This window comes from Millisia brevis NBRC 105863, assembly GCF_001552615.1.
In the GTDB taxonomy this organism is placed as follows: domain Bacteria; phylum Actinomycetota; class Actinomycetes; order Mycobacteriales; family Mycobacteriaceae; genus Millisia; species Millisia brevis.
Genome location: NZ_BCRN01000013.1, coordinates 149,394 through 162,605 on the forward strand (window position 1 = coordinate 149,394; position 13,212 = coordinate 162,605).

The window sequence follows — 13,212 nt, forward strand, 5'->3', positions numbered from 1 at the left end:
CCGTCGGCGGCGACGCCGAGCCGGCACGACCGAAAGCGAGATCACGATGCGCCCGAATACCGCGGCAGCGGCCGAGACCACCGGCCGCGCGGCAGGCTCCGCCCACCCGTCGTCCGCTCCCGATATCGCGCACGCACCGAAGCCCTACGACACCTCGACCGAGCCGCCTGCGACGCGGCCCTACGACGACGGCTTCGGCCCCCGGGTGACGCCGCGCGATCTGAACGGTGACGGGATCGTCGACACCACCGCCGTCGATCTCGACGGGGACGGTCTCGCCGACCAGGTCCTGCACGATCTCGATGGGGACGGACGAGTCGACGCCGTCGAGGTCTCCTCCGCCGACGACGGGCGCTACGACGCGCTGCGCGTCGACACCGACGGCGACGGCCGCCTCGACACCACCCGGGTCGATCTCGACGGGGACGGGTGGTTCGACGGATCGGTGGTCGACACCGACGGCGACGGGCGGCCGGATGTCGCCAACCTCGATCTCGACGGCGACGGGATCGTCGAGACCGTGGTGGTCGATACCGACGGCGACGGCGTCCTCGACACCGCCGGTGTCGACACCGACGGCGACGGCTACGCCGACGTCACCCTGGTCGACCCGGCGGGCGACGGCACCTGGACCGAGGTGAATCTCGACCCGGCCGGCGGCGGCCATGCCCCCGGCTGCGGCGCGACCGATACCTTCTGAGGCCGCGTCAGGCCGGGGCGACCTCGGCCGCCGCGGCCCGGTGGGCGGCGATGCGGAAGGGGGCGAGGGCGAACTCGGCCGGGCCCTCGGTCGCGAGGTCGGCCAACGTCTCACCCCAGATCGGTGCGAACTTGAACCCGTTGCCGCTCATGGCAGATGCGACGATCACCGAGCCGTCGGCGGTCGTATCGAGGATCGGCATCTTGGTATCGCTCCACGAATCGGAGTGCAGCGACCACCGGGAGACATCGGGGATCAGGTCCGGCATCATGCGCTGCGCCTGCTCGCCTGCCCAGACCAGCTGTTCGCGGGTCAACCCGGTCGGCCGATCGGCCCACTCGTGCACCGGGTCGAAGTCGATATGCGGGCAGATCTTGATGCTGTACCCATCGAGGGTCGGCACCCCGAAGGCGTGCACCTCGTCGAGATCGCGCATGAACCCCGGCATCAGTTCCGGTGCGAAACGCTCCACGTGCCGCGGCATCGCCCAGGTCAGGGCGAAGGTGCGGATCGACACCAGGTCCGCGATCTCCGGCAGCACCCGCGTCGTCCACGGTCCGGCGGTGACCACCACCTTCCGCGCGTGGTACTCGCCGTCGGTGGTGACCACCCGCACCCCGGTATCGTCCGGCTCGATCGCCGTTACCGTTGTGTGGTACCGGAAGTCGGCACCATTCGCGGCGGCCTGCTCGGTGGCGGCGGCGACCGCCATCTCCGGACGAACCGCGCCGCCGGAGAGGTCGAGAATACCGATATCGTCGTCGTCGACGTGGAATTGCGGATACCGCGCGCGGATCCCGTCCGCGTCGAAGACCTCGTGCGGCAGGTCGAACTGCTCGATCGCCCGCAGGGTCGGCTTCAGATCGGGGTGGTCACCGGGCGCCAAACTCAGCGCCCCGACCGGCAGCAGGACGTCGCGTCCATAGCCGGCGGACAGCTCCTGCCAGAGGTGACGCGCACGAATCAGCGCGGGGGTGAACAGTTCCCCCTCCTTCGCCGCGACCCGGAACAACCGGGACTCGCCGGCGTAGGCGCCCTCGGTGTGAATGCGGCCGTACTGCTCGATGCCCAGGACATCGACACCACGTTCGGCCAACCGCCACAACGCCATCGATCCGATCGATCCGAGCCCGATCACGATGACGGAACGCTCGACGACGGTGCTCATGCCAGCGCCGGGCTTTCCCAGAGGTTGAGCGAGACCCCGATACCCTGGTCGACCGCGCGCCGGTAGACCGTCGTGCCCCAGGCGACATCCTCGATCGGCATGCCGCCGACGGAGAAGATGACGATCTCGTCGTCGCTGCGCCGACCGGGGACGTCACCGGCGGCGATCGCGCCGATGTCGACCAGTTCGTCTCGGTCGAGCTTGCCGTCGTGCACCATGTCGATGAACTTGCAGCCGACCATAGGCACCTCGTGGTGGGACGGGTAACCCTCCTCCTCGAGCCAGGTGTTGTAGAGGCCGTAGCTGTCGAGGACCTTGCGGACGTCGGGCTCGCAGAGGCCGCTGTCGACCTCGCACAGCGACGGCATGCTCAGAAAGGCGCCGGGTTTGACCCACTCGCGCTTCGCGGTCGGATAGCCGGACGGGTCGCCGCTCGGACCGGAGGTGCAGAAGGTGACGATGTCGCTGTCGCGCACGGTGGCTTCGATCGAGTCCGTCTCGATCACGGTGATGTCGGGGAACTGCTCGCCGACCCACTTCTCGAACTTCTCCAGCGACTCGCGTCCGCGGCCGAGGATCTTGACCGTCTCGATTCCCGGTCGGGCGGCGACGAATGCGGCCAACGAGGTGCGGGCCATGACGCCGGGACCCACGATGCCCACGGTGGTCGCATCCGGCCGGGCCAGGTGGCGCGCGCCGACCCCGGGGACCGCGCCGGTGCGGTAGGCGGACAACAGATTCGCCGACATCAGTGCCAGCGGGGCGCCGGTATCGACATCCGAGAGCAGGAACATGAGAATCGAACGCGGAAGCCCTTTTTCGCGATTCGCGATATTCGAGCCGTACCACTTGACGCCGCAGGTGCCGAAGCTTCCGCCGAGGTAGGCGGGCATGGCCATCAGCCGGCGGTCGGGGGTATTGGTCGGCATGCCCGGGAAGGTGGCCTCCTCGGGGAAGACGACCATCGAACCGTGGGAGTCGTTGCCGGCCCCCGCCATTCGGTAGTCGCCGCGGTGCAGGAGGACCAGCGCCTCCTCCATCGCGTCGACGCACGCCGGCATATCGGTGACGCCGGCGGCGATCATGTCGGGCTCGGAGAGATACCGGAAGTCGATCTCGGTGCTCATGGTGTGTCCTTCACACTCTGGGGGTTCGGATCGGGTGGCCGTTGCCGGGATGCGGTCGTCCACCAAGAACGTTACGTTTGTAATGTTTCCGGTTGCGTTAGTCGTATTTCGTTCGCGTAACGTCGGCAGGGGTGGCGAGGTGGTGGAGATGAACACGATGCTGAACGACAGCGCGCGATCACGGCACGGCGATCGGCCGGGCGACGAGGGGCAGTCGCGGCCGCGTTACGGGCGGGGTCGAGAGGCGTTGATCGACGCGACGATCCACATCGTCGCCGAGCGCGGAGTGCGCAAGCTGACCTATCGCGCGGTCGCCGCGGCGGCCGGGGTGACCCACGGCACCGTGCAACACCACTTCGCCGATCTGGACGCGCTGCTGGAAGCCGCGCTCGAACACTGTGTACAGCTGAGCATCGATCGTTCGTGGCTGGCGACCGGGACGACCGAGGTTTCCGACTTCGTGGCGAACCTCGGTGCGGCTATTCGGGAAACCGTCAACGAGCAGGTCTTCCAGTACGAGTTGGTTCTCGAGTCGCGCCGTCGACCCGAACTGCGCCCGCACGTCGACCGCTACTACCGGGCGTACTACGACGCGACGCGAACATCGTTGCGACGCATGAACTTACCGGACGATCACAATACGGTGGTCGTCGTCTTCTCCGCGATCGACGGACTGGTCTTCCGAGCGTTGACCACCGACGACGGTGGGATGGGGACGTTGGACGACTATCTCGATCGGGTCCGTGAGGTCCTCGACGGGCTGCCTCGGGTGGATTCCGGGCGCGGGACCTGATCGACTTCCCCTTCCACCATACCTCCGACCCCCGGGCTTGCGGCAAGGCCCCGGGTATACCGCACAATCGCCTCTTCGGTGCTTTCACCTGCGCAAATGACGGTTGACATGCCGGGCGGATATCGGCTGTGGACGTGCGGGTGAGTACCGAGGAAAGGCAGGGGCAGATGTCCGACCGGGATTACACCGAGGAATTGCGATCCGAGCAGCACTATGTGGCGATGCTGCACGAACGGCTCGACGCCGAACGGGCCGAGGCGGCCACACGGTTTCGGGCGGCGCTCGCCGGTGAGGGAGAGTCACTGGTCGACCGGGATGCTCGGGTGCGTGCATTGATGCGCGAGGTCAAGAGGTTGAGCATCACCGACAGCGGGCTGTGCTTCGGACGGCTCGATGCGCTGTCCGGCGAGCATGCCTATATCGGCCGCATCGGCATCCTCGACGACGGACCGGACGCCGGAGGCGATTTCGAGAGCCTGCTGATCGACTGGCGGGCACCGCTGGCCCGACCGTTCTACACGGCGACCGCTATCGCGACCCAGGGCATGCATCGCCGGCGGCAGTTTCATTCCCGCGGCAGGGAAGTCGTCGAGTTCACCGACGAGATTTTCGGTCGGCCGGGGGCCGACGAACGCGGCGACGCCGCGCTGCTCGCGGCGGTCAACGCGCCGCGCGGCACCGGGATGCGCGACATCGTCAGCACGATCCAGGTCGAACAGGACGAGATCATCCGTCTCGACGCCCCCGGCATCGTGGTGATCGAAGGGGGGCCGGGCACCGGGAAGACCGCGGTCGCGCTGCACCGGGTCGCGTACCTGCTCTACACCCATCGGCAGCGCATCGAGCGGCACGGCGTCCTGGTGGTCGGGCCGAACCCGGCGTTCCTGACGTATATCGGCCGGGTTCTGCCGTCGTTGGGTGAATCGGAGGTGGTCTTCGCGACCGTCGGCGATCTGCTGCCCGGTCTGCATGCCACCGCCGAGGACGCCCCCGAACCGGCCCGGATCAAGGGGGCGCTGTCGATCCTCGACGTCCTGGCGGCGGCGATCGCCGACCGTCAGCGACTGCCGGAGGAGCCGATCCCGATCGACCTGGCCGGGGTCGCGCTGACGATCGGCGCCGACACCGCGCAGTGGGCGCGGCAGGAGGCCCGCGACAGCGGCAAGCCGCACAACGAGGCGCGGGCGATCTTCGTCGATGTGGTGTCGTACGTGCTGGTCGAGCGGGCCGTCGGGCGGTTGGTACGCAGTTCGCCGCTGCCGGTGGACGACCGGGACAAGGAGCAACTGCGGGTGGACGCCCGCGCGGAGTTGGCGCAGCACGACGGCTTCGCGGCGGCGATCGCACAGCTGTGGCCGCGGCTCGAACCGGCGCGGTTGCTGGCGCAGCTGTTGGGGTCGCACGAGCGGTTGGCCGCCGCCGGTGCCTCCGAGGCGCTGTGGCGGGCCGACGGGAGCGCGTGGACGGTGTCGGACGTGCCGCTGCTCGACGAGCTGGCCGAGCTGCTGGGCCGCGACGACTCGGCGGTGCGCGCGGCCGCCGCGGCCGAGGGGCGACGGCAGGCCGCCTATGCCGAGGAGGTACTCGACATGCTGGTCGGTCGGGCGGACTCGATGGACGACGAGGATCACCTCTACGCCACCGACCTGCTCTACGCCGAGGACCTCGCGGAGCGGTTCAGCGAGCAGGACAACCGGGATCTCGCGGAGCGGGCCGCGGCCGACCGGGAGTGGACCTACCGGCACGTCGTGGTCGACGAGGCGCAGGAGTTGTCCGAGATGGACTGGCGGGTGCTGATGCGGCGCTGCCCGGCGCATTCGTTCACCATCGTCGGTGATCTGGCGCAGCGGCGTTCGCCGGCCGGGGCGCGGTCCTGGGCGGCGATGATCGACCGCTACGCGCCCGGCCGCTGGAAGCATCGCGCGTTGACCGTCAACTACCGAACGCCGGCGGAGATCATGGAGCTCGCGTCCGGGCTGCTGGCCGAGTTCGCTCCGCAGATCGAGGCGCCGGTGTCGGTGCGCTCGTCCGGGGTCGAGCCGGTGATCCGCCGGGTCGACGCCGACGGGATCGCCGGGGTCATCGCGGAATTCGAGGCCGAGGAGGCCGACCGTCCGGGAACCAGCGTGGTGATCGGGCCGGCGGATGTGCCCGGTGCGGTGACGCCCGCGCGGACCAAGGGCCTCGAATACGACGCGGTGTTGGTGATCGAGCCGGAACGGATTCTCGCCGACGGGCCCGCCGGGGCGGCGGAACTCTACGTCGCGCTGACCCGCGCCACGCAGCGGCTGACCGTGGCGCACGTCGGTGACCTGCCCGCGGCGCTCACCGCGCGGTCGTCGGTCGGCTGATCGCCGGAAGCGGCCGGACGGTGTGACCATGTCGGTGGTGTGACGGCCCGGTCGTGTGACAGCCCGATGGTGTGACCGGCCCGGGTGGTGTCGTCGGTGGTGGTGTGGCGGTGTCGGCCGGGATCAGCCCGGTCGGCCCGCCGCACCCCCGGCCCGTCCGTCCTGCGCGCCGTCCTCGCCGTCTGTGCTGCCCGGCCCGTCGAGCAGGGCGAGCGAGTCGACCACCGTCTGCACCGGGCCGGGCAGGGCCAGCTGGGTCGGCTCGGAAGCCGGCGCGTCGATCAGTCCGCGGATGGTGAGCGACGAGCCCCACGCCCACAGCCCGCCGTCCCGGTCGATCGCGAACGCGGTGAAGCCGGCGGCGGCGACCCGCGCGATCGGGGGAAGCCCCGCGACCTCGAGCGGTATCGCGGAACTGTGCTGTTCCATATCGCCGTCGCCCAGGGTGCCGGTCGCTCCTCGACCCCACGCTCGGACGACACCGTCCTCGTCGAGGGCGAGGGCGAAATCGCTGCCGCCGGCGACCTGCACGATGCGGTCGAGATCCGCCACCCGCACCGGCCGCGTGGTCTGACCGCCGGTCGGCTCGACGCCGAGCAGGCCGTGCACATTGTTGCCCCACGCGCAGACCTGGCCGGCCCCGGTCGCGGTGACGGCGGCACCACCGGCATTGGCGAGGCTGGTCGCCCCCGGCGGTTCGCGCAGGGTGCGCACCGCGGTGCCGTCGGGATCGCCGAGGCTGTCGACCAGATTGATCCCCCACCCGGTGACCCGGCCGTCGGAACGCAGGGCCAGCACGTTGAGCGCGCCGCCGGGGATGTCGACGATCCGCTCGACTCCCGGCACCTGCTGCGGCGTCGGCTGGTCGGCATCGCGGCCCGCGCCACTGCGGTCGCGCCGCTTGCCGCCGTCGGTGATGAAGGAATCCCCCCAGGCGACGACGGTGCCGTCGCCGCGCACGACGAGCAGGGCGCCGGCGGCGGCATGCACCGACACCGCGTCGGTGATGCCGACCACCGGCTGCGGAATCGTGATCCCTTGTGGCTGTTCGGATCCCGATCCCAGTAGCCCGCCCTGGTTCGAGCCGACCACCGAGACGGTGCCGTCGGCGTGGACCGCGGCGGCCGTAGTGACCGTCGAGGCGGCGGAGACGACGTCGTCCCATCCCGGCACCGGACCGGTCGGCAGCGTCGAACCCACCAGCGGCGCCATCAGCACCACCTGGCCGGGGGAGAAGCGGACGGGCGTCGGCGCGGCGGAGGCGTCGGCGCAGATCGGTGCGCCCATCAGTGCGCGGTCGGCGGCGCTGCAGCCCGTCGCGACCAGTGCCAGCGCCGCGGCGGTCGCCAGGAGTCGGCGGCCTCGATGCGGGAACGGGCGCCGGGACATGCGCCGATCCTGGCATACCGGGCGTCCGTCACCGCCACGGCGGACGCATACGGCCCACCCGCCCCGGTCCGGGGTGGGTGGGCCGTTGGGCGCGGGTCGGTCCTCAGTCCTCGACGGTCAGTCTTCGACGGTCAGGGGAAAGGCGAGGGTGGGCATCCACTTGTCCCACTGCGATTGCAGCGAACCGTCGGCGATCACCGAGGTGAGGGCCGCGTCGAGTTCGGCGAGCAACGCATCGTTGCCCGGCGCGACGCAGGCGCCCCACTTGTTGCGGGTGGCGACGGTGAAGGCCACCGCCAGGTCCGGCTCGTCGCCGACCGGGACCAGGGCTACATCGTCGTCGACAAATCCGTCGATCGAGCCGTCGCGCAGCGCCTGGATCATCTCGCCGAAGACGTCGTCGGTCGTACCGCCGAAGGGGACGGCGATGACGCCCGGAAACGTCTCGGTCAGCGTCATATTGGTGCTGCCGGCGATCGCGCCGATCCGCTTGCCCGCCACATCCTCGATCGAGGTGATGCCGCTGTCGGCGCGCACCAGCAACGATTCGTCGAAGATCCCGTACGGCCGAGTGAAATCGACGATCTCCTTGCGGGCGTCGGTGATGCCCTGGCCGCACCACAGCACGTCGCCGCGGCCGTCGAGAACAGCGGGGACCATGTCGCTCCAGGCGGTGTAGACCCATCGCACGGTGCGACCCATCCGCTCGGCCACCAACTCCGCGGCCGACGGCTCGTACCCGACGCGGGTGCCGTCCGGTGCGGCCTTCTCGAACAACGGCAGCGCCGAGATATCGGCACAGATCACACGCAATTCACTGGTCACAGGGACTTCACATACCTCTCACGGTCGAAATCTGGCACGGCACCCGCAGGAGCGGGGTCCGGTCGCTGCGGGTCTACGCCCCGGCGCGGTCGAAGGCGATCGGCAGACGGATCGGTCCGGTATTGCCGCTGAGCGGTAGCGAGACGACCTCTCCGGACACCCGCGGGTTGAGCAGTCGCTGTGCCAACAGCGGCAGCGCCTCGCTCATATCGCTGCGGGCGACGAAGTGGCCCAGGCAGTGATGGATGCCGCCGCCGAATCCGATGTGCGCCACCCGTTCCGCGGTCAGGTCGAAGGCCTTGCCCTCGATGACCCGCGGGTCGGTACCCGCCGACTCGGCGAGCAGGTGGATCGTCGTGCCACCGGCGATCTCGACCCCGGCGAATTCGAAGTCGGCGATCGCCTCGCGGGTGACCCAGGTCGTCGTCGGGTTGACCCGCATGACCTCCTCGACCGCCGCGCCGCCGAGTTCCGGCTGCCGGCCGAGCAGATCCCACTGGTCGGGATAGCGCATGAAGGTCTGCATCGCCAGGCCGAGCTGATTGCGCGTGGTGTCCATGCCGCCGAAGATCAGCAGTACCAACGACACCCGCAGCTCGTCATGGCTGAGCTTGTGGCCGGAGGTCTCCGCCTGCACCAGGGCGCTGACGAAGTCGTCACCCGGGTTGGCCCGGCGGTCGGCGATCAACTCGTCGGCGTAGCCGTAGAGCCCCTCGAGCGCGGCCTCGATCGTCGGGAGATCCTGCTTGAACGTCACGCCGAGTGCCAGGCCCATGTCCGAGGACCACTTCGCGATCGTCTCCCATTCCGACTCCGGGATGCCGAGCATGATCGCGATGACCCGGGCGGCATAGGGCTCGGCGAACTCGGAGACGAATTCGCACTCGCCGCGGTCGTAGAAGGCGTCGATCAACTCGCCGGCCAGCGCCTGGAAGCGGGGCACGAGACTGCCGAGCAGCCGCGGCTTGAAGGCCGGGTTCATCAGCCGGCGCAGGCGCAGGTGGTCGGCACCCTCCAGGTTGAGCAGCGCCTTCGACCACCAATGCGCGAAGGGGGTATCGGCGACCCCGTTGTGCGCCGGCCACGCCCAGCTGCCCTGGCGCAGATTCTTGTCGCGCAGCATCGCGGTCGCCTCGTTGTAGCGCAGGACCGCCAGCCCGTAGGGCGTGCGCGCGTACCAACTGCGGTCGCGTGCCTCTCGGACCTCCGGCGACTGGACGGAAAAGTCCGGGTCGGCGAAGTCCAGGTACGGAACATCGGTCACCTGTTCAGCGGACACCGGGCCTCCCGCGGTCAGCGTCGTCGATGGGCAGTGGCACGTCGGTGTGCCGAGGTCTAAAACATATAATTTCATAGTTTTACACGTGCTGCGTCGCTATGACGATTGTGTAAGCGCGTGGCGGTCGGCCGCAACGTCTGAGCCGGGTGCCGGCAGCGCCGAGCCCGGCGAGCGTCGATGCGCTCGCCGGGCTCGGCGCATGCGAGGTCTGCCGTTCGCGCCGGTCGGGGTTTACTGGAACTCCGGCACAACGTGCTTGATGAACAGTTCGAGCGATTCGCGCTTCTGCTCGTGACCGAGGCTGTTGTCGATCCAGAAGCTGAATTCGTCGATGCCGAGGTCGCGGTAGGCGTGCAGGCGCGCGATCACCTCGTCGGGGGTGCCGATCATCGCCGTGCGGTGCAGCGACTCGAGCGCGAACTCCGGCCGTCCCTCGAACTTCGCCTCCGGGCTCGGCTCGAGGAAGCCGTCGGTCGCGGTGGTCGTGTTACCGAACCACGCGTCGAAGGTGCGGTAGTACTTCGCGATTCCCTCGGCGGCGACCCGCCAGCCGTCGGGATCGTCCGCGGAGTGGACGTGCGTATGGCGCAGCACCATGATCTGCGGCCGCGGCACCTCGGGATGGTCGGCGACGGCGGTGTCGAACTTCTCCTTGAGGGCCACGACCTCTTCGTCGCCCTTCATCAGCGGGGTGACCATGACGTTACAGCCCTCGCGGACGGCGAAATCGTGCGAATTCGGGTCGCGTGCGGCCACCCACATCGGCGGATGCGGCTGCTGGATCGGCTTGGGCGTGCTGGTCGAGGTGGGGAACTGCCAGATCTCGCCGTCGTGCGCGTAGTCGCCCGCCCAGAGCTTGCGGACCGCGGGAACCAGCTCGCGCAGATGGGCGCCACCGTCGGAGGCGGCCAGTCCGGGTGTCATGCGGTCGAACTCGTACTGGTAGGCGCCGCGGGCCAGACCGATCTCCGCGCGACCGTTGCTGATGACGTCCAGCAGGGCGGCTTCACCGGCGGCGCGGATCGGGTTCCAGAACGGGGCGATGATCGTGCCCGCGCCCAGGCGGATCGTCGTGGTGCGGGCGGCCAGGAACGACAGCAGCGGAATCGGGTTGGGGGACACGACGTACTCCATCGAGTGGTGTTCGCCGATCCACACGGTGCCGAAGCCGCCTGCCTCCGCGATCTCGGTCAGCTCCGCGAGATTCTCGAAGTGTTCGCGATGGCTGAGCGACTCGTCCCAACGCTCCATGTGGACGAACAGGGAAAAACGCATGTCATGTCTCCTTGCTGGTGGGTTACGTTGCGGTCGACCGTCTTTCGTTGATGGTCGGACGGGGTTGGGTCAGCTGCGCATCACGAAGGGATCGGCGACCGGTTCCTCGCTGGTGTTGATCCACACGCTCTTGAGGCGGGTGTACTCCTTGATGGTCTCGGTGCCGTGTTCGACGCCGACGCCACTGCTCTTGAATCCCTGGCGCGGCGACATCGGCGACATCGCCCGGTAGGTGTTCACCCAGATCGTCCCGGCCTCGAGGCGGGACGCCATCCGGTGGGCGCGGGACAGATCGGTCGTCCATACCCCCGCCGCCAGGCCGTACTCGGTATCGTTCGCGAGCCGGACCACCTCGTCCTCGCTGTCGAAGGGCATGATCGCGGCGACCGGGCCGAAGATCTCCTCGCGCACGACCCGCATCTCGTTGTGGACGTCGACCAGGACGGTGGGCTCGTAGTAGTAGCCGCCGAGGCCGCCGTCGCTGGGGCTGCCCCCGGTCAGCACCCGCGCGCCCTCGCTGCGGCCGAGGTCGACATAGGAGGCGACCTTGTCGCGCTGCGCCTCGAAGGCGAGCGGCCCGAGTTCGGTGGCGTCGTCGAGGGGGTCGCCGATGCGGATGCTGCGCGCCCGCTCGGTCACCCGCTCGAGCAGTTCGTCGTAGACCGAGCGATGGGCGAAGACGCGGCTGCCGGCGATACAGGTTTGGCCGGCGGCGGCGAAGATCCCCGCCACCACACCCATCGCGGCGTTGGCGACGTTCGCGTCCCCGAAGACGATATTCGGTGACTTGCCGCCCAGTTCGAGTGTCGACCCGATGAACCGGGAGGCCGCCGCCGCGGCGATGCGCGATCCGGTGGCGGTGCTGCCGGTGAAGGAGATCTTCGCCAACCCCGGATGGTCGACGAGCGCCTGCCCGGCCTCGGCTCCGAACCCGGTGACCACGTTGACCGCGCCCGGCGGGAAGCCGGCCTCCACGACGAGCTCCGCCAGTCGCAGGATCGTCGCGGAGGTGTACTCCGAGGGCTTGATCACCACGGTATTGCCGACCGCGAGGGCCGGCGCGATCTTGCTGGTGGTCAACGTCAGCGGGGAGTTCCACGGCGTGATCGCGCCGACGACGCCGAGCGGCTCGCGGCAGGTGTAGTTGAGCACCGTGCGATCCGACGTCGGGATCACATCGCCCTGAATCTTGTCGGCCAACCCGGCGTAATAGTAGTAGTACTCGGGCAACGAGGTCAGCTGGCCGCGCATCTCGCGCAACAGCTTTCCGTTGTCGCGACTCTCCGAGCGGGCCAGATCCTCGGCGTTGTCGGCGATCAGATCACCCAATCGCCGCAGCAGATGGCCGCGGCGGGTCTGACTGAGATCCCGCCACCGCGGATCGTCGAAGGCCGCCCGGGCCGCCGCCATCGCGGCGTCGATATCGGTGGCGTCGCCGCGGGCGGCCCCGTAGAGCAGCTCGCCGGTCGCGGGATTCGTACTGGCGAAGTAGGTGCCGGACGCCGGCGGCGTCGCCTGCCCGCCGATGAAGTGCTGCAGCCGCGCCGGCTCGGGCTGGGTGGAATGCTCAGGCATGGGCGTGTTCTCCAATGAATGCGATCAGATGGTCCGCCAGGACCGAGGGGTACTGCACCGGCAGCATGTGCCGGGCGCCGTCGACGACGATGGCGCGGCAGCCCGGAATCGAGGCCGCCAATCGATGGGTCATCTCGGGCGTCGAGCCGGGGTCGAGAGCCCCGGTGATCGCCAGCGACGGCAGGTCGATCCGCCCCAAGTGCGGGCCGATCCGGGCGTCCCCGGTCGCGAAGACCCGGTAGCAGTTGACGAAGCCGGCGTGATCGGTCGCCCGCAGGACCCGCTCGGTCCGCCCGACCACATCGTCGGGCACGTCCGTACCGTCGTACCACCGGTGCAACGACGCGCGCACGGTCGCATCGAAGTCGTGCTCCGCCATCGCGAGTCGGCCCAGGACCGCCGAACGCTCGTCCGGGGTGCGCTTGCAGACCGAGGCGACCGACGTCAGCGAGACGATACGACCGGGGTGATATCGCGCGATATATTGCGCGACAAGGGCGCCCAACGAGAAGCCCACCAGATGGGCGCCGGACGGGATCTGCGCGGCGACCTCGGCGGCCAGGTCGTCGAGGGTGACGTCCGCTGGCGCGGGCGGGTTGACCCCGTGCCCCGGCAGATCCGGACACCGGATATCCATGTGGTCGCCGAGCCGCTCGGCGACCGGCGACCACATGGACCCGTCGAGACCCACACCGTGCAGCAGGACGACCGTCGGAGGTGTCATGGTGAC

Annotated in this window: 11 protein-coding genes; 3 read left to right on the plus strand and 8 right to left on the minus strand. The window is 69.4% G+C overall.

Annotated elements, in window-relative coordinates; all coding sequences use genetic code 11:
• Positions 1-46 precede the first annotated feature (46 nt).
• Complete coding sequence (locus tag MB1_RS25705) at positions 47-700, plus strand: VCBS repeat-containing protein (protein WP_066910345.1); 654 nt, start codon at positions 47-49, stop codon at positions 698-700.
• Positions 701-707: 7 nt separating this feature from the next.
• Here the strand turns inward: MB1_RS25705 and solA are convergent, their stop codons facing one another.
• Positions 708-1,868: an N-methyl-L-tryptophan oxidase gene (gene solA / locus MB1_RS17850; protein ID WP_066910348.1), complete on the minus strand. Its 1,161-nt coding sequence runs from the start codon at positions 1,866-1,868 to the stop codon at positions 708-710.
• Positions 1,865-2,995, minus strand: coding sequence for an ornithine cyclodeaminase family protein (locus tag MB1_RS17855; RefSeq protein WP_084352086.1), 1,131 nt, complete (start codon positions 2,993-2,995; stop codon positions 1,865-1,867). Before MB1_RS17855 ends, solA begins: the two co-directional genes overlap by 4 nt.
• A gap of 148 nt (positions 2,996-3,143) precedes the next feature.
• Between MB1_RS17855 and MB1_RS17860 the strand changes: the two genes are divergently transcribed.
• Both MB1_RS17860 and helR read left to right on the plus strand, forming a co-directional pair.
• Complete coding sequence (locus tag MB1_RS17860; RefSeq protein ID WP_169801693.1) at positions 3,144-3,788, plus strand: TetR/AcrR family transcriptional regulator; 645 nt, start codon at positions 3,144-3,146, stop codon at positions 3,786-3,788.
• Positions 3,789-3,955: 167 nt separating this feature from the next.
• Complete coding sequence (helR, locus tag MB1_RS17865) at positions 3,956-6,139, plus strand: RNA polymerase recycling motor ATPase HelR (RefSeq protein ID WP_066910355.1); 2,184 nt, start codon at positions 3,956-3,958, stop codon at positions 6,137-6,139.
• A gap of 123 nt (positions 6,140-6,262) precedes the next feature.
• Here helR and MB1_RS17870 read toward each other — a convergent pair whose 3' ends face one another.
• From MB1_RS17870 to MB1_RS17895, 6 genes are all read right to left on the minus strand, one after another.
• Positions 6,263-7,528: an RCC1 domain-containing protein gene (locus MB1_RS17870; protein ID WP_066910359.1), complete on the minus strand. Its 1,266-nt coding sequence runs from the start codon at positions 7,526-7,528 to the stop codon at positions 6,263-6,265.
• A gap of 117 nt (positions 7,529-7,645) precedes the next feature.
• The gene (locus MB1_RS17875) at positions 7,646-8,353 is read right to left on the minus strand and encodes a substrate-binding periplasmic protein (RefSeq protein ID WP_066910362.1); all 708 of its coding nucleotides are present in this window, start codon (positions 8,351-8,353) and stop codon (positions 7,646-7,648) included.
• A 73-nt stretch (positions 8,354-8,426) separates the two neighbouring features.
• Positions 8,427-9,632 (minus strand): cytochrome P450, encoded by a 1,206-nt coding sequence (locus MB1_RS17880; RefSeq protein ID WP_066910365.1) that lies wholly within the window; start codon positions 9,630-9,632, stop codon positions 8,427-8,429.
• Between the two features lie 231 nt (positions 9,633-9,863).
• Complete coding sequence (locus MB1_RS17885) at positions 9,864-10,907, minus strand: LLM class flavin-dependent oxidoreductase (RefSeq protein WP_066910368.1); 1,044 nt, start codon at positions 10,905-10,907, stop codon at positions 9,864-9,866.
• A 69-nt stretch (positions 10,908-10,976) separates the two neighbouring features.
• Positions 10,977-12,482: an aldehyde dehydrogenase gene (locus MB1_RS17890; protein WP_066910372.1), complete on the minus strand. Its 1,506-nt coding sequence runs from the start codon at positions 12,480-12,482 to the stop codon at positions 10,977-10,979.
• Entirely contained in the window at positions 12,475-13,206 is a 732-nt protein-coding gene (locus MB1_RS17895; protein WP_066910378.1) for an alpha/beta fold hydrolase, read from the minus strand. Before MB1_RS17895 ends, MB1_RS17890 begins: the two co-directional genes overlap by 8 nt.
• Positions 13,207-13,212 lie beyond the last annotated feature (6 nt).